This is a genomic window from Pantoea sp. X-Soil-TKNS-1211, assembly GCF_059730495.1.
Genome location: NZ_AP035954.1, coordinates 589,090 through 606,332 on the forward strand (window position 1 = coordinate 589,090; position 17,243 = coordinate 606,332).

Here is a 17,243-nt window from a genome sequence, read left to right on the forward strand (position 1 = left end):
CAGTTAATAATTTGCACCGTCACGAGAAAATACATCAAGAGCGAAAAAAATTGCTCTGCCTGAATTGTGGTAATACATATTTTGACAATCGTTCCTTGAAACGACATCAAATTAAGGCGCATCCATAACCTTATATAACGCAAGCAACGCGAAAAATCGCGCTGCTTGCGTTATGCATTAATCGTTAAAAATCCGCCTTCAACACCACGCGATAATTTGCCTTACCAGCGCGAACGTGATCGAGCGCCTGATTCACCTGCGACATCGGGAATTCTTCCACGGTTGGCGCGATATCAGCGCGCGATGCCAGCTTCAGCAGCGCACGCAGCTGTCCCGGCGAACCGGTAGATGAACCGGTGACCGCACGGTCGCCGACAATCAGGCTGAACGCCGGGACTTCGAACGGCTTCATCACTGCGCCCACGGTGTGGAACTTGCCCTGACGCGCCAGCGCCTGGAAATACGGTGCCCAATCCAGATCCACCGCGACAGTGCTGATAATCAGATCGAACTGCCCCGCCAGCGCTTTCAGTGCGTCGGGATCACGGCTGTTGACCACACGGTCAGCACCCATCGCCAGAATAGATTCGGTTTTCGCGGCAGAGGAACTGAAGGCGGTGACTTCGGCACCCATCGCGCGCAGCAATTTGATCGCCATATGGCCAAGGCCACCAATACCAATCACGCCGACACGGCTGGTGGCGGTGATGTTATTCATCAGCAACGGTTTGAACACGGTGATGCCGCCGCACAGCAACGGACCGGCGGTGGCGATGTCCAGCGCATCCGGCAGCGGGATCACCCATTGCCAGTTGGCACGCAGATGGCTGGCGAAACCGCCGTGGTTATTGATGGTGGAGACTTTCCCATTCTCGCAGTTAACCTGATCGCCATTGATACAGGCATCGCAGTGCTGGCAGCTTTTCGCCGTCCAGCCGATGCCGACACGCTGCCCGAGACGCAGACCTTTATGCTGCGCAGACTCTCCCATCGCCACCACGCGGCCAATCACTTCGTGACCGGCAATCAACGGATAGGTCGAACCACCCCACTCGTTATCAATCATCGACAGATCAGAATGGCAGACGCCGCAATAATCTACCTCTACCTGCACATCTTCCGCAGCCAGTGAGCCGGCATCGTATTCGTACGGCACCAGTGCCTCACCCGCCTGCATGGCGGCATAGCTCGTAATTTTCATCGCTGTCCTCAGTGGTTGGTCTCTGATGACAGGAGTCTATCAAACCCGCACCCATTTTTATGCCGAATAATCATGCGATTACGCCAGCACCTGCTGCTGCTGTTGCGAAAAGCACGTAGGGTTAAAGCGGGTCATGGTTGATCGGACTGCGGAAAGCGTGACGCGCTGCCTCGATCAACTGACTGGCCGTCACCGTAGGTGGCAACTGCGTCAGCACCTTCATCGCCTGCCAGTAACACAGCACCATCTCTTCATCGCTTTCATTTTCGGCCATTTCCCTTAACCGCCCACGCAGGGTTAACACATCCAGCGTTTGCTGCTCATCCACCATCTCCGCGATCGTTTGACTGATGACCTGATGGATGTTTTTCCAGGAAATTTCGGCAAACACAGTAAACCTCTTTTTATCTATCGGCTCCGGGCAAGTGAGTAAAAAGGCGCGGCGAACGCGGCGTCTGAAGACAGCAAAAAGTAAAATAACTATAGTTGGTTATTTCACTCGCAGACGGCGCAGTGCCTGACAATTTTATAGCTCTCGGATCTGTAACCTGATTTTTCTTTGGTACGGATTATGCCGTAAGCGAATGGCTTTGTAACAAAAAAGCCTTAGCTTGTGCTGGTCGCCACCGCAACGCTTTGTCAAAGTAGGAAAACTTTTTCTAACCCAAGGGAGTTACGATGAGTCAGTCAACCGCATTACATGCCGATCCACTGGTGTGGGGCCACGGCCCGAAGGTGTTTGAAGTGTTTCTCGAACCCACCTGCCCGTATTCCGTTCGCGCATTCAATAAATTCGATGCCTTGCTCAGTCTGGTCGGCGAAGATCGGATGACGTTGAAAATCCGTTTGCAATCACAACCCTGGCATATGTACTCGGGCCTGATTGTACGCTACATCCTGGCGGCATCGACGTTACCGGAAGGAAAAGCCGCCGCCAAAGCGGTGCTGAAAGCAGTGGCCGACCACCGTGAAGAGTTTGAGTTCACCGATCATGCGCGCGGGCCGAATATGGACGCCACGCCGAATCAGATCATCGATCGTCTGGAGCAGTACAGCGGCGTAAATGCCCGCGTCCCCTTTGACCGTGCCGAATTGCAGAATGAAATCAAATGGCATAGCAAGTATTCGCGCCAGAACGGCATCCACGTTTCCCCGACCTTTATCGTCAACGGATTGGTACAGGCGGATATTGGCAGTGGTGATGAGATCGAATCCTGGGCAAAACGCATCCTTGCTTGACTCCGAGGCCCGTGTCATCGGGCCTTTCGCTATATTTCGCAATAGTTTATCCCTTGCCCTGAAAAGGTTATCCTGTTAATCGTTATTTACCTAATTATATAGCGAGAAATGGAATGCAACATAAACTACTCAGCGCGTTACTGCTCACCGCAGGCGCGAGTCTTAGTCTCAATGCTCTGGCGAATACCGACATTCGTGTCACCTACGCCGGGTCGATGGGTAAAGTGATGGACCAGGCTTTAGGTCCAGCCTTTGCTAAAGAGAACAACGGCAACTATCAGGGACAAGGCCAGGGTGCTTACGGCATGGCGCGCTTGTTGGCGAGTAAAAAAATCACCGCCGATGTGTTTGTTTCTATCACCCCAGGACCCATGCAGATCCTGAAAGATGCCGGACTGATTGATACCGCCGTACCGGTCGCCAGTACCAGCATGGTGATCGCCTATAGCCCGAAAGGGAAATATGCTCAGCAGTTTGCGCAGGCCAAAGGCAGCGATGCCAGCTGGCTGAAAGTGTTGGCGACACCGGGTCTGAAGTTTGGCCGTACCGATCCGATTAACGATCCAAAAGGCCAGAACATCGTGTTTACCCTGCTGCTGGCCGAGAAGTATTACCATCAGCCCGGCATGGCAGAAAAAATCATGGGTGGTGTCCAGAATCCGGCACAAACCCATCTGGAAGGCGGCCTGCTGGCGCGTCTGGAAAGCGGCCAGGTGGATGCCGCAGCCGGTTACGAAAGCGAGGTGATCTCTGCCCATCTGCCTTACATTGCGCTGCCGGATGAGATCAACCTGAGTAATCCTGACCAGGCCAAACAATGGTATGACACCGTCAGCTTCCAGGTAAAAGACAGCCAGGGCAACGATAAAACGCTGCATACCCAGCCGATGGTGTACTACGCTGCCGTATTGAAAAATGCTCCGAATGGGACCGCAGCCGGTAAAGCCTTTGTCAACTTTATGCTGAGCCAACCAGGCCAGGCGCTGTTCAAACAGAACGGCTATGCCGCACCGAAAGGTGGAGCCTTGTACCAGCAATGAGAAAACGCCAGCCCACCGCACTGTGGCTCTCACTCCCTGCCTTGCTGCTGCTGGCAGTGCCATTCGTCACACTGATTGGTGTGACACACTGGCAACATCTGCGGCTGGCATGGGGTGATAGCCATGCTATCGCCACCTCGCTCAGCCTTGGCGCGGTAGCTCTGCTGCTGATTTTTATCAGCGGTTTGCCGGTGGCCTGGTGGCTGTCACAGGCGCGTGGCAAAGCGCGCCTGCTGGTGGAGTTATTGGTGTTGATCCCGCTACTGACGCCTCCACTGGCAATGGGGATTTTACTGGTCAGCGCTTACGGGCCATATAGCCTTCCAGGCGAACTGCTGGGACGCTTTGGCATGACGCTGGTGAATAACCCAGCTGCCTTTGTGCTGGCGCAATGGTATGGCGCTCTTCCCTACTTTGTCACCGCCGCGCGTTCCGCCTTCGCGGGCGTGCCAAAAGAGATTCTGGAAGCGGGACGCACCCTCGGCGCACGCCCCTGGCAGCGTTTCTGGCGGCTTTCTGTCCCCATCGCTGCGCCGGGCCTGGCCTCTGCCACCGCCCTCGCCTGGGTGCGAGCGATGGGCGAATTTGGCATTGTGATGATATTTGCCTACTTCCCCCAGGGAATGCCGGTGCAGTTGTATAACAACCTGCAAAATGACGGCGTCGACGCGGTATATGTGCTGTTGTGGTTGTTGCTGTTTTTTACTTTGCCGGTGCCGCTGTTGTGTTTTGTCACTTCGCGGCGTTTGCAACACGGAAAAAACGTGCTGGTGTAACTTCACCCCGAGCGCCAACACTCAACACGCCGGGCGCTCTCCGCCATCGCCTGTTTGATACTTTCCAGCAACTGCTCAACATCCAAAGGTTTGGTAAAGGCCGCAAAAGCGTCCTGTCGATAAGCTTCCGGGATAGCATGATCGGCCATCATGATAACCGGCAGCAACGGATGCCGTTGCTTATTCTCTTCCAGCCAGCCGGGGCCATTAAAATCTGCGAGCGGCACATCAAGTAGCAGACAACCCGAAAAAGGTTCTGCATCAGGTTCCGGTGTACAGGCTTCAAATCCGCCGAGTTCAGCAAAATCCACCACATCGTAACCGAGCGTTTTTAACAGAAACGCGATGGATTCGCGTAACGGCGTATCGTCATCCACCAGCCAGATTATTGAACTCATCAAACTACCCCGCAGTTGAAATATCAGCCTAATCTCGCGCCGCGAGGGCTGATAATAGTCTGCGCGTAGCCGCATCTCCACCTGATAAACAACCTGCCGTCACGCTTAGTTTTTTGTCGTGACCATCACATGACGGAATAATAGTTCCACCATAAAAAACAGTGACTTCGCCTTGCGCCAACAATAATGGACATGTTGACCGCAGACTCCAGTACTACAGTGGTCGCGTTATTTCAGCGCTGCGCTGATGAGATAAGTGTCGCTTTTTTTTATAACGAAATTTTTCAGACAACAGGAAGGTCAGGTGCGGGGAAAAATGCCCTCCCTGCACTGAGGGCATCATCAACGGATTTAACTGTTGCGGTGCAGATGGCTGCTGACAAAGGCTTTGCAACGCGGCGAGATCGGATCGCTGAAAACCTGCTGCGGTGAGCCAGATTCCTCGATTTTGCCCTGATGCAGAAATACCGCTTTGTTGGAGACATCGCGGGCAAAACCCATTTCATGGGTCACGATAATCATCGTACGCCCCTCTTCTGCCAGACCACGGATCACGCGCAGCACTTCGCCCACCAGTTCCGGATCCAGTGCTGAAGTGGGTTCATCGAACAGAATCGCCTTGGGCTGTTGCGCCAGCGCACGGGCAATCGCCACACGCTGCTGCTGACCACCTGAAAGCTGCGACGGCCAGGCGTTGCGTTTCTCGTACAAGCCGACCTTATGCAACAACGCTTCGGCCTCCTCCAGCGCCTCTTTGTGGCTGCGCTTCTGCACATGGACCGGCGCTTCCATGATGTTCTGCAACACGGTTTTATGCGGCCACAGGTTGAAGCTCTGGAAGACAAAACCGAGCTGCATGCGCATCAGCTTGATGCTTCGGCGCTGCTCGCGATTCAGCTTTTCATGCGGGTTATCGATGGTGACCAACTCATCACCCACCGCAATCTCGCCACCTTGTGGCACTTCGAGGAACGGGATACAGCGCAACAAGGTACTTTTGCCCGAGCCGCTGGCACCAATCAGCGAAATCACGTCGCCGTCCTGCGCTGTCAGGCTGATGTCGTGCAGCACTTCATGGCCACCGTAACTTTTTCTGAGATGGCTCAGGGCGATAGTCGGTTTGCTCATTAACGTGCTCCAGCGTAGTAAGGGGACAAACGGCGCTCCAGCAGCGCCACACCTTTGCTCACCAGCACGGTCAGCAGCAGGTAAATAATCGCCGCGCTGAGAAACACCTCCAGCGCACGGAAGGTCTCGGAAACAATCGAATCGGCAATCCCGGTCATCTCCATCAGGCTGATGGTACTGACCAGTGAAGTCGATTTGATCATCGAAATGATTTCATTGCTATACGCCGGCAGTGCCTGACGGATGGCAATCGGCAACGTGATACGCCGCAGGGTGGTGAAGCGCGACATGCCACACACCTTCGCCGCCTCCAGCGATTGCACGCTCACCGCATTCAGACCACCACGCAGGATTTCCGAGGTATAAGCCGCATCATTGAGAATCAGCGCGATCAGGCCGCACCAGTAAGGATCACGTAGCAGCGGCCAAAAAATACTTTCACGCACCGCCGGTAAGCTACCGAGTCCGTAGTAGATCATAAAAATCTGGATCAGCAACGGCGTACCGCGAAACAGCCAGACGTAAAAGCGTGCCACATAACTACCCGCCCGGTTCTGGCGCAGCAGATTTAACAGCAGCGCCAGCATACCGCCCCCCACCAGCGACAGTACGGCAAGATTCAGTGTGAGCGGTAATCCGCGCAGCAGCGCCACCAGGGTGTGCTGCAAAAAGGAAAAATCCATCGGGCCTCCTTACAACCGGGCGCGTTGTTGCCCGCGCATGGCCACTTTTTCCACATAGCGGAAGACAAAATCGGAACAGGTAGTGATGATCAGGTAAATCACCGCACCCACGCTGTAGAAGAAGAACGGCATTTGGGTGGAATTGGAGGCCGTCGAAATCTGGTTCATGGTTTCCACCAGACCGGTGACCGAGACCAGAGCCGACTCTTTAATTACGGATTGCCACTGGTTGCCCATGCCGGGTAGCGCCGTTTTCAGCGCCTGCGGCACGATCATACGGCGAAACATCATCAAACGCCCCATACCGGTGACGGTGGCCGCTTCCAGTGTTCCTTTCGGGATGGCGTGATACGCACCGCGAAACACGCCGCTTTGATAGGCACCGGAGATCAGACCGATGGCGATGGCCCCGGCGACAAAGCCGTTCACATCGTATGGACCGGCAATATCCAGTATTTCACCAAAGAAAGCCACCACCTGGCGGCCACCAAAGTAAAACAGGTAAATCACCAACAGTTCCGGCACACCGCGAAACAGCGTGATGTAACCACCCGCCAGCTTTTGCTGCCAGCGCGATCCACCAATCTGCATCCAGCACAACAGGCTGCCAAGAATTGCGCCCAGCAGCCAGGCGCAGAGAGAAACGGTCACGGTGACAGTGGCGGCATTGAGCAGCACGCCGCCCCAGCCTTCGTCACCAAACCCTAACAGTTGCCAGTCGATAGTCATAAGCGTCAGGCATTACTCCGCAGGCGCGACGTTCTCGCCGAACCACTTGATAGAAAGCTGTTTCAGGGTGCCGTCTTTGATCATCGAAACCAGCGCAGCATCCAGCGCCGCTTTCAGTTCCGGGTTGTTTTTACGCAGGGCAATCGCAGAACCCTGACCCAACACGCCACCGACAAAACCGTAACCGGTGCTGTTCACGGTATCCGCGTGTTTTTTCACGTAGGCATTGAGGTTAGTACGTGACGCCATCACCGCATCAACACGACCATTCAGCAGGTCCGCGAAGGTTTCCGGGCCACCCTGATAAGTACGGATGGTGGCAACATCGGCCAGATATTTATTCAGGAAGTCAGCCTGAATGGTGGCAACCTGCACGGCAATGGTTTTACCTTTGAACTTCGCTCGCAGCGCGTCAATGGCTTTGGTCATACCCGCTTCATCGCCCGCCGTAACCACTTCGTTGTTACCCGGCAGCGTATCCAGCGCACTGCCCTTCAGCGTAACAAAACCAGAAACACTGACGGTGTACTGATGAGTGAAATCCACTACCTCTTCACGCTTCGGCGTGACGGTAACGGCATCCACCACCGCGTCATATTTACCATCCACCAGGCCTGGAATCATGCCTGACCATTTTTGGGCCACCAGCTCATATTTAAAGCCAACGCGTTTTGCCAGTTCCGCCACCATATCCGGCTCATAACCGACAATTTTGCCGCTCGGCGTGGACTGGTTAAACGGAGGATAAGCTGCCTCGGTAGCAAATTTCAGGGTGCCAAAATCTTTCGCCTGGACCAGAGCAGAAGTAGCAAGCAGCAGCATGCCAACGGAAGCAGTAAAAAGCCCTTTACGCATCATAAAACCTCAAAGTTTGTTATTGATTGTTGGAGAGTAAATCAATGGCTAAACGGGCCAGAGCCTGAGTGCCTGCATGGATGCTGCGCTCGTCGGGCTGGTAGTCCGAGTTGTGCAGGTGATCGTCGCGACCCGGTGTGCCGGAGCCGATATGGATCTGGCAACCCGGCGCACGTTCGGTAAACAGTGAGAAATCCTCGGCACCAAAGCTGGCGCTGGGTTTCGCCACAATCGCTTTACCAAACTGGTGCGACAGAATGGTTTCCAGCTGATCAATTAACGCATCGTCATTCATCAGAGGCGGTACGCCGCGCTGATAATTCACCTCGATTCGGGTGTTCAACGCTAACGCCACCCCGGCACAAATACGTCTAAACGCCGTCTCGATATGGGCGCGCGTGGCCGGAGACTTGGCGCGGACAGTGCCCTGTATCAGGCAGCTATCGGGAACGATATTGTGCGTGGTGCCACCGTGGATATGGCCGACGGTGAGTACCGCTGAGTTAGCCGGATCCACCTCACGCGAGATGATGGTCTGCAACTGAGTAATCAAATGCACAGCGGCGATAATCGGATCGGTGCCCATATGCGGGCGCGCCGCATGGGTCGAGACGCCATGCACCACCAAATCGAACTCATCGCTGGACGCGGTACTGGCTCCGCGCGTCAGCCCGATTTCACCGACCGCCAGCTCAGGTTTGTTATGCAACGTTACCGCCAAATCAACGCCGTCGGCAGCACCGTCAGCGATCATCGCTTCAGCACCACTTTCCGGCGTCTCTTCCGCAGGCTGAAAAATCAGGCGTACGGTGCCATGTAACTGGTCACGGTAATGTGGCAGGATCGCCGCCACACCGAGCAGAGTGGCGGTATGGATATCGTGCCCGCAGGCGTGCATTTTTCCGGGATAGTTGCTGCTGAATGGCAGCCCGGTCTGCTCATGAATCGGCAGCGCGTCCATGTCTGCACGCAGTAGCAGGGTCTTGCCAGGATAATCGCCTTTGATATCCACCACCACTCCGGTTTTCCCCACGCCAGTTTGCGGCGTCAGGCCCAGCGCCAGCAGTTCCTGCTCAACAATTTTTGCGGTGCGGTGGGTATCGAAACCCAATTCTGGGTGGGCATGAATGTCACGGCGGATAGCGATGAGATGCGCTTCGAGGCTTTCGCTTTTGGCGTTGATTTCCCGGGCCAAGGTGGCTTTATGGTCTGTCATGATTGCGGTGATCTATTTTTCAGGCTTACGCCCGGCCTTTATGGCATTTTTATGAAGAAAGTCTCTGTATTTATTCACAGCCCCTGGCAGAATGCAACGCGCAATCTCGCAGGTTACTTGCTGAATTTTCGTGATATTTTGCTAATACCCTGCGAACGCAGGATAAAAACCCACGTGAGGGAAATGAACCAGTTATAACATTCATAACTGGCCCGGAATCATCAGCATTTCTGATTTTGTTACTGAACAAAATATGGCGCGATAAATCACGCCGCTACTGGTCCAGTATCCAGTCACGTACCGCTTTAATCGGCGCATGCTGTCGAGGGCGAGAGGGCGCGACCAGATACCAGCCCGCATCCACCTCCAGTTGTTGCGCAAAGACCTGCACCAGCCTGCCGTTGGCAAGATCGTTCGCGATAAAGTGTGGACTGGTCAGCGCGATGCCCTGCCCGCTGATCGCCGCTTCCAGCGACAGCGCCGTCTGATTAAAACGCAGATGATGCTGATGGCTAAGCGTCATAGCGGGAAACTGTTGCGCCAGAAAAGCAGGCCACAGATGATGCCCATCGTGCAATAACGCATAGCGCAGGCAATTTTCCGGTTGTGCCGGGTCACCCAGTTGGGCAAGTAATCCAGGGCTGACCACCGCCATTGCTGAGTAACCGAACAGTAGCGTAGCCTCCACTCCCGTTCCAAACGGCGGGCGGCCATAACGCACCGCCAGATCTACCCCTTCCTGATGGAACTGCACCAGGCGCTCCGAAGCCAGTACCCGCAGATCGATATCCGGCCAGGCAGCGGTAAACGCGGGTAAGCGTGGCAACATCCAGCGACTGGCAAAGGTAGGTGTGACACTGAGCGTCAGGTGATGCGGCTCGGGTCGCAAGGTACGCGTGGCTTCATCAATCAATTCAAATGCCTGACGGATACTTTGCGCATAGCCTCGTCCGGCACCGGTCAGCGCCAGGGTGCGCGGATGACGTTCAAACAGTTTCAGACCAAGACTGGCCTCCAGCCCGCGTATCTGTTGCGCCACCGCGCCCTGGGTCACCTCCAGTTCTTCGGCCGCCAGGCGAAAATTGAGATGACGCGTCACCGCTTCAAATACCCGCAGCGCGTTTAAGGGCGGCAGGTCGTGAAACCCCTTGCTCATCCTGTAGTTTTCCTATCGTCAGATGCGAAGCAGACTGACTCTCTGATCAAGATAATGGTGATTATACTGGCTTTCATCATCTCACTTTGAGGAAGAAGTTAAATAATGACTGTAGAAAAAGTTGCAATTATTGTCGCCGGGGGTAGTGGAATGGGTGCCGCGGCCGCAGAAAAACTGGCCGATGAAGGCTACAAAGTGGCGATCCTCTCCTCTTCTGGCAAAGGAGAAGCACTGGCCGAGCGCCTTGGCGGCTTAGGTGTCACCGGTTCGAACCAGTCGATTGTGGACCTGCAAACGCTGGTGGATCGCACCATTGCACGCTGGGGACGGATTGATGTGCTGGTGAACAGCGCCGGTCATGGTCCACGCTCGCCCATTCTTGCATTGAGCGATGAGGACTGGCAGCGCGGAATGGAGACCTATCTGTTGAACGTCATCCGTGCCGTGCGGCTGGTGACGCCGGTCATGCAGCAGCAAGGCGGCGGCAGCATTATCAACATTTCTTCCGCCTGGACATTTGAGCCAACGGATATGTTCCCGACCTCGGTGGTATTTCGCGCCGGACTGGCATCCTTCACCAAAATCTTTGCCGATAGTTACGCTGCCGATAACATCCGCATCAACAACGTCCTGCCAGGTTGGATTGACAGCCTGCCCACCACCGAGCAGCGTCGTGATAGCGTACCGCTTAAACGCTATGGTACTTCGGCAGAAGTGGCCGCCACTATCGCGTTTCTCGCCTCCCCGGGCGCGGCCTATATCACCGGGCAGAATCTTCGTATCGACGGCGGCGTGACGCGCAGCGTGTAAAATCCATGCCACAGAGTTGGCGAGTCAGAGGCCATCCGCCTCGGGTTCGACCGCGCGGTTCGCGGGTGTTGATGGCTTTCAGGCTGGCGATTTCAGCCTGAAATCCGCAAAAAACGCTGCGGTGTCTCGCCCAGCAAACGGCGGAACATTGAGATAAACGCGCTGGGGCTTTGGTAACCAAGCTGGCTGGCAATGCGTAACACCGGTTGTCCTTGCGCCAGTTGAACCAATGCTTCCGACAGCCGCAACTGCTGTCGCCATTGGGTAAAGGTGATACCGGTTTGATCGCGGAATAGCCGTGCGAGGGTGCGCGAACTGGCTCCCACGCGGCTGCCCCACTCCTCCAGCGTGTCACTGCTGGCCGGGCTTTGCAGCAGCTGCTGGCAGATATTCATCAAGCGGCGATCGGCAGGTAGCGGTAATACGCAAACCGGGCCATCCTGGGCGCGACGCAATTCATCCAGCAGCAATGGCGTGATCAGCCCCACACGCAATGGGTCAGGATGCGGTTGCAGGCCGATTTCCACCAGCGTCTGCATCAACGCCTGAAGCAGCGGCGAAATCATCATGCTACGCGCTTCCGGCCAGAAGGCGCGCGCCACCACCGGTTCCAGATACAAACTCAGACTGCGAATATCGCTTAACGCCGTGAGCGCATGAGGGACAGTACCCGGTAGCCATAACGCCCTACCCGGCGTTAAGGTCCAGGATGCCGTGTGCGTTTGTACCCGCATCACACCCTGTAAACATAACACCAGCTGTGCCACTTCATGCGCATGCCAGCGCTCCTCGCGTCCCGCGTGATAATGCATTTCCCGTGTGGTTAATAACGGCAACACCGGAGAATCGTCAGCTAACCGTGGTTTGTTCAATACCATCTCACCCAATCCTGTCAGATTGCCGATTGCTGTCTGCTCTGCGTCATTCCGGTGAGTGATCTCGCAAAGCCGCCAGCGAGGCGCTATGAAATAAAATAGGAATGATTATCATTTGTATCACTATTTTAGGGCGTTGGACTATACCGGGGATAAATTTAATGCGTCATCGCACTTTTCAGCGCACACCGCTGAGCGCACTGCTGCTGATTCTGTTTAGCAGCGCACCTGCATGGGCGGCGGATAACAATAATGCTCACGACAGCACGCTGACCGTCACCGCCAATAATAATGTCGATAGCGATGGCGGGGATGCCGACAGTTGGAACCAGGTGGCGAAGAAAGCCGATTCTGCCACCAAAAGCAGCCGTCCGTTAATCGAAACACCACAAAGTATCTCGGTGATTACCCAGGCGCAGATGGCCTCACAAGGCGCACTGAATGTGGCGCAGGCGTTACGCTACAACAGCGGTATCGGCTCAGAAGGTGGCGGTGCGGATTATCGTTTCGATGATATCTATATCCGCGGTTTTTCCGCAGATGAGTACCTCGACGGTCTGCGCTTGCCAACGGTGACTTACTGGTCGCGTCCGAATTTCGATACTTTCCTGCTGGATCGCGTCGAAGTGGTCAAAGGCCCTGACTCTGTAACCTTCGGTCAGGCCAGCCCCGGTGGCGTGGTAAACCTGGTGAGTAAACGCCCGACCGCCGAACCGATCCACCAGATTTTTGTCAGTACGGGCAGCCATAATCTGTTTGAAACCGGGTTGGATCTCTCAGGCGCACTGGACAATGATGAACATTGGTTAGGGCGTATTACCGGCACCTGGTCACGCAGCGATACTCAAGTCGATTACACCAAATACAAGCACTATGACATCGCTCCGGCATTGACCTGGCAGCCCAATGAGGACACACGGCTAACGCTGCTTTCCCAGTTCCGCAAAGATCCATACTCGGGTTTTTACAACCAAATGCCATTGGAAGGTAGCCTGATCCACCTGGCACAGGGGAATTTCTCCGACAATTTCTACGGCGGTCAACCCGGTTTTGATTACTATCGCCGCGAGCAAGCCAGTGTTGGCTACGACTTTATGCATAAGTTCGATGAGACCTGGAGCGTGCATCAGAATCTGCGTTATCTGCATACCAGCAGCGATTATCAGATGGTCTATCCAACGGGGACCAACGTTGATGGCTCTGCCACCGTGAGCCGCGACAGTATGCGCGTCATCGAGTCATTTAACGCCTTTGATGTCGATACCAATGTGCAGGGCAATCTGTATACCGGCCCGATTAATCATGCCGTGACCGTGGGCATGGATTATGTACATGACGATTTACGGCAGAATAGCGGTTACGGTACGGCGTCTGATATCAGCTATCTCAACCCGGATTACAGCACCCCGGTGGCAAGCCCATCGATTGATTACCACAACCGTTCCTTTATGACCCAGCTCGGTTTTTACTTGCAGGACAGCATGAAGTGGAACCACTGGATCCTGAATCTCGGTGGCCGTTACGACAAAGCGCAGAGTCGTGCGCAGAACTGGAACACCGCTACCCGCACCGAGTTGAACGACTATGCGACCACCGGTCGTGCCGGACTGATGTACCACTTTGATAACGGTATCGCACCCTATATCAGCTACGGTACGTCATTCCAGCCGCAGTCTGGCACCACCTACGCTGGCGATCCCTTCAAACCGACCAAAGGCAAGCAGTCGGAAGTGGGTATCAAGTATCAACCGAATGGCTTTAACGCGTTGTTCACCGCCGCACTTTACGATCTGCGTCAGACCAATGTGCTGACCGCTGACCCGGATCACGTCAACTATTCAGTGCAGACCGGTGAGATTCGTTCGCAGGGCTTCGAGCTGGAAGGCAAAGCCAATATCACCTCGCGCTGGCTGGTAAATGCTTCGTATGCTCTGACTAACCCGAAAGTGATCTCGGCCAACGATGATACCGAAGGCAAACAGCCGGTGGCGATTGCACGACAGACCGCCAGCCTGTGGAGCGAGTACGCCTTACCTGGCATCTTCGATGGCATCACCATTGGCGGGGGGGCACGTTACGTCGGCACCAACTATGCCACCACCGACAATAGCCTGAAGGTTCCGGCAAGGACCATCTATGATGCGATGATGCGTTATCGCTGGCAGGAGTGGCAGCTGGCGCTGAATCTGCAAAACCTGACCGATAAACAGTACATCAGCAACTGCAACGATCTCGGTTGCCACTTCGGTCTGCGCCGTCAATTGATCGCCACGGTGAGTTATCAGTGGTAATCCGTCGTCGGCAACTGATCCAGGGCGCGCTGGCAAGCGCTGCCCTGTTTTCATTTCCACTGCTGGCCGCCAGTGCGCCCCGCTGGGTGATCCTCGACTGGGGATTAACCGAAATGGCACTGCTCCTCGGCGTCACGCCGGTGGGTGTGGCGGCGACTGACTGGTATCGCCGCCTGTTCAACCAGCCACCATTGCCACCACAGGTGGTCGACGTCGGCCTGTTGTTTCAGCCGAACTATGAAACCCTGTTTGAACTTCATCCCACCCAGTTGCTGGTAACACCCGCACACCACATGGCCGAAGCGCAGCTGTCACGTATTGCTCCGCTACACTACTTTCCCACTTACAGCCCACATCCCTGGCAGCAGGCGCAGCAAAATTTGCACGCGCTGGCCGAACTGGCGGGCGATGCGCGTCGCGCTGAACCGGTGATGAGAAGCCTGCTGGCGCGTCTTGATCAAGCACGTCAGCGTGCCACACGTTTTCAACTCAGCCCCATCTACCTGCTGCATCCGCTGGATACCCTGCACGTACTGGCGCTCGGTCAGGGCAGTTTGTTTAATGACATGCTGGCGCTGTTGGGCCTGGATCACCACACCCCGTTTGCCGTGGGTGCGCAAGGCACCGCGACACTGGAACTGGAACAACTGGCACAAATGCCGCCCGGCTGGCTGGTGCTGCTGCCTTCCTGGCCGGAAGTGAATCTTAACCCCATGCTCACCTCTCCGCTGTGGCATACCCTGACGCGTGGAGGGCATCGAATAGTGGTGCTGCCGGATGGTTTATCCACCGAGGGCGGTGTGCTGACGGCAGTGCGTTTTGCCGAATCGCTGATGAACGGGTTACAGGAAGCCCACCCATGATCACACGACATCCTGGCTGGCTCTGTGGTTTGCTGTTTGCCGTGGCGTTGATCCTCAGCCTGCACCAAATCCACCAACAATTGACGTGGTTTGCTGCCTGGCAGGCATTGCAGGGCAACTCACCACCAGACATCACACAACAAATCTTTCGCCAGATGTGGCTGCCACGTCAGGGTATGGCGTTGCTGTGTGGCCTGGCGCTTGGTTTTACCGGCGTGGTGATGCAGCAGGCGCTGCGTAATCCACTGGCCGAACCCATGACGCTCGGTATCGCTTCCGGTGCCACCCTGGCGCTGTCGCTGGCGGCGCTGGTCGGCCCGGCAGGATTACTGGCCGGACGCGAATGGGTGGCGCTAAGCGGTGCACTGGTCGCCTTTGCCGCTGTGTTTCTGTTGAGTTTGCGTCAGGGGTTTACGCCTCTGGCGCTGACGCTGGCGGGCATGCTGGTTAATCTCTATTGCGGATCGGTCAATCTGCTGCTGTCGGTGATATATGACCGATCGCTGGCTGCGGTGTTTATCTGGGGTGGCGGGACGCTGATCCAGGAAAACGCCAGCCCGCTGTGGTGGTTGCTGCCCAGGGTGATAATTGCTGCACTGCCGGTGTTATTTATTCTGCGCCCGCTGCGACTGCTGGCATTAAATGAACAAGTTACGCGATCAATCGGCATGCCCGCTGGCATGGTGCGCGGTATCGCGTTGTTGTCCGCGTTGGTCATCAGCAGCCTGGTGATCAGCGTGGTGGGCGTGATTGGTTTTATTGCTCTGGCTGCGCCCCATCTTGCCGCGCTGGCCGGGGCCAAAACCCTGCGCCAGAAACTAATTTGGTCGCCGCTGCTGGCCGCCGGTCTGCTGTGGCTGACTGATCAGGGCGTGAGCCGTCTTAACGGCATCGGCGGTCTGCTGCTGCCCACTGGCATGATGACAGCGCTAGCCGGTGGCCCGCTGCTGCTGTGGTTTTTACCCCGTCTGCGCCATATTTTCCAACCCGATATTAATGAACCGCACCAGCCCCCCTTCCCTACAGGTCGCCATGCGCTGTTACCGATTGTCGTGATCTTTTTTTTGATGCTGGCGGTGTCACTCGATTTCGCTCGAGGTATTCATGGCTGGCGCTGGAATTCCCTCAGCGAACTCCAGATGCTGCTGCCGTTCCGTCTGCCGCGCCTGTTGGCAGCACTCTCGGCGGGTGCCTTGCTGGCTGCGGCGGGCGTGATTATTCAGCGGGTCAGCCGCAATCCGATGGCCAGCCCGGAACTGCTGGGTATTGGCGCGGGCGCATCGCTTGGCATCACGGTACAACTGCTGGTGTGGCCGTTAGGCGGCATCGTCGCCATGCTGGTGAGCAGTGCGACCGGTGCGCTACTGACGCTGATGCTGACCTTGTGGCAGGCGCGTCACTACGCGTTAAATCCGCAACGGATGTTGTTAAGCGGGCTGGCAATCACCGCATTATTTCAGTCAGTGGCGGCGGTGGTGATGAGCAATAACGGCATGGCGGCGGCAATGCTGCGCCAGTTGATGACCGGTTCAACCTATTACGTCAATGTCAGCACGGCAGCTATTGCCCTGGTGCTGGCGCTGCTGTTGCTGGCACTGACGCCGTTACTGCGCCGAGCTTTGCTGTTGTTACCCATGAACACCGTGTCATCCTCGCTGGGGCTCGATGTGACACGAGCGCGCTTACTGCTGATGGTGCTGGCGGCGGCCATGACCGGCGTCGCAACGCTGATCGTCGGTCCGCTGTCGTTTATTGGCCTGCTGGGTCCACAGCTGGCACGACAACTGGGCGCGCGCAGGCCGCTCGGACAACTGGCGCTGGCGGTGCTGATCGCGGCAGTGTTAATGATGCTGGCTGACTGGGCAGGCAGCAATCTGTTGTATCCACGACAAATTCCGGCCGGACTGATGGCAACGCTGATCGGCGGTCCGTGGCTGGCGCTGCTGCTGTGGCGTCCGCTGGCTAGCACAAACTCATAGGAGA

The 17,243-nt window shown here is 55.9% G+C and carries 17 protein-coding genes; 7 read left to right on the forward strand and 10 right to left on the reverse strand.

All coding sequences use genetic code 11. The features are described from left to right. Nucleotides 1–184: 184 nt before the first annotated feature. Both ahr and AC6I8W_RS23145 read right to left on the reverse strand, forming a co-directional pair. The gene (gene ahr / locus AC6I8W_RS23140; RefSeq protein ID WP_497838463.1) at nt 185–1,201 is read right to left on the reverse strand and encodes an NADPH-dependent aldehyde reductase Ahr; all 1,017 of its coding nucleotides are present in this window, start codon (nt 1,199–1,201) and stop codon (nt 185–187) included. Nucleotides 1,202–1,322: 121 nt separating this feature from the next. Further along, on the reverse strand, nt 1,323–1,592 hold the full coding sequence (locus AC6I8W_RS23145) for a hypothetical protein (protein ID WP_497838464.1): 270 nt from the start codon (nt 1,590–1,592) through the stop codon (nt 1,323–1,325). Nucleotides 1,593–1,879: 287 nt separating this feature from the next. On the opposite strand from AC6I8W_RS23145, the gene AC6I8W_RS23150 reads away from it, so the two are divergent. The 3 genes from AC6I8W_RS23150 to AC6I8W_RS23160 all read left to right on the forward strand — a co-directional run bounded on the left by AC6I8W_RS23150 (nt 1,880) and on the right by AC6I8W_RS23160 (nt 4,256). Next, on the forward strand, nt 1,880–2,440 hold the full coding sequence (locus tag AC6I8W_RS23150) for a DsbA family protein (protein ID WP_497838465.1): 561 nt from the start codon (nt 1,880–1,882) through the stop codon (nt 2,438–2,440). A gap of 113 nt (nt 2,441–2,553) precedes the next feature. Beyond that, complete coding sequence (locus tag AC6I8W_RS23155) at nt 2,554–3,480, forward strand: extracellular solute-binding protein (RefSeq protein ID WP_497838466.1); 927 nt, start codon at nt 2,554–2,556, stop codon at nt 3,478–3,480. Continuing rightward, nucleotides 3,477–4,256 (forward strand): molybdate ABC transporter permease subunit, encoded by a 780-nt coding sequence (locus tag AC6I8W_RS23160; protein WP_497838467.1) that lies wholly within the window; start codon nt 3,477–3,479, stop codon nt 4,254–4,256. The genes AC6I8W_RS23155 and AC6I8W_RS23160 overlap by 4 nt, the downstream gene beginning before the upstream one ends. A 2-nt stretch (nt 4,257–4,258) precedes the next feature. Here the strand turns inward: AC6I8W_RS23160 and AC6I8W_RS23165 are convergent, their stop codons facing one another. The 7 genes from AC6I8W_RS23165 to AC6I8W_RS23195 form a co-directional block, all read right to left on the reverse strand. Then, nucleotides 4,259–4,654, reverse strand: a complete 396-nt coding sequence (locus AC6I8W_RS23165; protein WP_497838468.1) for a response regulator transcription factor — start codon at nt 4,652–4,654, stop codon at nt 4,259–4,261. Nucleotides 4,655–5,005: 351 nt separating this feature from the next. After that, nucleotides 5,006–5,782: an ABC transporter ATP-binding protein gene (locus AC6I8W_RS23170; RefSeq protein WP_013511216.1), complete on the reverse strand. Its 777-nt coding sequence runs from the start codon at nt 5,780–5,782 to the stop codon at nt 5,006–5,008. Next, entirely contained in the window at nt 5,782–6,465 is a 684-nt protein-coding gene (locus AC6I8W_RS23175; protein ID WP_013511215.1) for an ABC transporter permease, read from the reverse strand. The genes AC6I8W_RS23170 and AC6I8W_RS23175 overlap by 1 nt, the downstream gene beginning before the upstream one ends. 9 nt (nt 6,466–6,474) lie before the next feature. Beyond that, nucleotides 6,475–7,194, reverse strand: a complete 720-nt coding sequence (locus AC6I8W_RS23180) for an ABC transporter permease (protein ID WP_497833035.1) — start codon at nt 7,192–7,194, stop codon at nt 6,475–6,477. A gap of 12 nt (nt 7,195–7,206) precedes the next feature. Then, nucleotides 7,207–8,052, reverse strand: coding sequence for a transporter substrate-binding domain-containing protein (locus AC6I8W_RS23185; protein ID WP_497838469.1), 846 nt, complete (start codon nt 8,050–8,052; stop codon nt 7,207–7,209). A 16-nt stretch (nt 8,053–8,068) separates the two neighbouring features. Further along, nucleotides 8,069–9,265, reverse strand: a complete 1,197-nt coding sequence (locus AC6I8W_RS23190) for a M20 metallopeptidase family protein (protein WP_497838470.1) — start codon at nt 9,263–9,265, stop codon at nt 8,069–8,071. Nucleotides 9,266–9,539: 274 nt separating this feature from the next. Beyond that, a complete protein-coding gene (locus AC6I8W_RS23195; RefSeq protein WP_497838471.1) occupies nt 9,540–10,421 on the reverse strand; it encodes a LysR substrate-binding domain-containing protein in 882 nt (293 codons plus the stop codon). Between the two features lie 105 nt (nt 10,422–10,526). On the opposite strand from AC6I8W_RS23195, the gene AC6I8W_RS23200 reads away from it, so the two are divergent. Then, the gene (locus tag AC6I8W_RS23200; RefSeq protein ID WP_497838472.1) at nt 10,527–11,231 is read left to right on the forward strand and encodes an SDR family oxidoreductase; all 705 of its coding nucleotides are present in this window, start codon (nt 10,527–10,529) and stop codon (nt 11,229–11,231) included. A 92-nt stretch (nt 11,232–11,323) separates the two neighbouring features. Here AC6I8W_RS23200 and AC6I8W_RS23205 read toward each other — a convergent pair whose 3' ends face one another. Then, nucleotides 11,324–12,109 carry an AraC family transcriptional regulator gene (locus AC6I8W_RS23205; RefSeq protein WP_497838473.1) on the reverse strand — a complete coding sequence of 262 codons (786 nt, stop codon included), beginning with the start codon at nt 12,107–12,109 and terminating at the stop codon, nt 11,324–11,326. A 158-nt stretch (nt 12,110–12,267) separates the two neighbouring features. Between AC6I8W_RS23205 and AC6I8W_RS23210 the strand changes: the two genes are divergently transcribed. Genes AC6I8W_RS23210 through fhuB form a run of 3 tightly spaced genes read left to right on the forward strand, consistent with a single transcriptional unit; the run spans nt 12,268 to nt 17,239 of the window. Then, nucleotides 12,268–14,397 carry a TonB-dependent siderophore receptor gene (locus tag AC6I8W_RS23210; RefSeq protein ID WP_497838474.1) on the forward strand — a complete coding sequence of 710 codons (2,130 nt, stop codon included), beginning with the start codon at nt 12,268–12,270 and terminating at the stop codon, nt 14,395–14,397. Then, the gene (locus tag AC6I8W_RS23215) at nt 14,391–15,260 is read left to right on the forward strand and encodes an ABC transporter substrate-binding protein (RefSeq protein WP_497838475.1); all 870 of its coding nucleotides are present in this window, start codon (nt 14,391–14,393) and stop codon (nt 15,258–15,260) included. Before AC6I8W_RS23210 ends, AC6I8W_RS23215 begins: the two co-directional genes overlap by 7 nt. Then, on the forward strand, nt 15,257–17,239 hold the full coding sequence (gene fhuB / locus AC6I8W_RS23220; RefSeq protein ID WP_497838476.1) for a Fe(3+)-hydroxamate ABC transporter permease FhuB: 1,983 nt from the start codon (nt 15,257–15,259) through the stop codon (nt 17,237–17,239). Before AC6I8W_RS23215 ends, fhuB begins: the two co-directional genes overlap by 4 nt. Nucleotides 17,240–17,243: the final 4 nt, after the last annotated feature.

What these genes read in the sequence shown, in the direction of transcription:
- ahr (WP_497838463.1), bottom strand. Translation starts at nt 1,201, where the DNA reads ATGAAAATTACGAGCTATGCCGCCATGCAGGCGGGTGAGGCACTGGTG.
- AC6I8W_RS23150 (WP_497838465.1), top strand. Translation starts at nt 1,880, where the DNA reads ATGAGTCAGTCAACCGCATTACATGCCGATCCACTGGTGTGGGGCCAC.
- AC6I8W_RS23155 (WP_497838466.1), top strand. Translation starts at nt 2,554, where the DNA reads ATGCAACATAAACTACTCAGCGCGTTACTGCTCACCGCAGGCGCGAGT.
- AC6I8W_RS23160 (WP_497838467.1), top strand. Translation starts at nt 3,477, where the DNA reads ATGAGAAAACGCCAGCCCACCGCACTGTGGCTCTCACTCCCTGCCTTG.
- AC6I8W_RS23165 (WP_497838468.1), bottom strand. Translation starts at nt 4,654, where the DNA reads ATGAGTTCAATAATCTGGCTGGTGGATGACGATACGCCGTTACGCGAA.
- AC6I8W_RS23170 (WP_013511216.1), bottom strand. Translation starts at nt 5,782, where the DNA reads ATGAGCAAACCGACTATCGCCCTGAGCCATCTCAGAAAAAGTTACGGT.
- AC6I8W_RS23175 (WP_013511215.1), bottom strand. Translation starts at nt 6,465, where the DNA reads ATGGATTTTTCCTTTTTGCAGCACACCCTGGTGGCGCTGCTGCGCGGA.
- AC6I8W_RS23180 (WP_497833035.1), bottom strand. Translation starts at nt 7,194, where the DNA reads ATGACTATCGACTGGCAACTGTTAGGGTTTGGTGACGAAGGCTGGGGC.
- AC6I8W_RS23185 (WP_497838469.1), bottom strand. Translation starts at nt 8,052, where the DNA reads ATGATGCGTAAAGGGCTTTTTACTGCTTCCGTTGGCATGCTGCTGCTT.
- AC6I8W_RS23190 (WP_497838470.1), bottom strand. Translation starts at nt 9,265, where the DNA reads ATGACAGACCATAAAGCCACCTTGGCCCGGGAAATCAACGCCAAAAGC.
- AC6I8W_RS23195 (WP_497838471.1), bottom strand. Translation starts at nt 10,421, where the DNA reads ATGAGCAAGGGGTTTCACGACCTGCCGCCCTTAAACGCGCTGCGGGTA.
- AC6I8W_RS23200 (WP_497838472.1), top strand. Translation starts at nt 10,527, where the DNA reads ATGACTGTAGAAAAAGTTGCAATTATTGTCGCCGGGGGTAGTGGAATG.
- AC6I8W_RS23205 (WP_497838473.1), bottom strand. Translation starts at nt 12,109, where the DNA reads ATGGTATTGAACAAACCACGGTTAGCTGACGATTCTCCGGTGTTGCCG.
- AC6I8W_RS23210 (WP_497838474.1), top strand. Translation starts at nt 12,268, where the DNA reads ATGCGTCATCGCACTTTTCAGCGCACACCGCTGAGCGCACTGCTGCTG.
- fhuB (WP_497838476.1), top strand. Translation starts at nt 15,257, where the DNA reads ATGATCACACGACATCCTGGCTGGCTCTGTGGTTTGCTGTTTGCCGTG.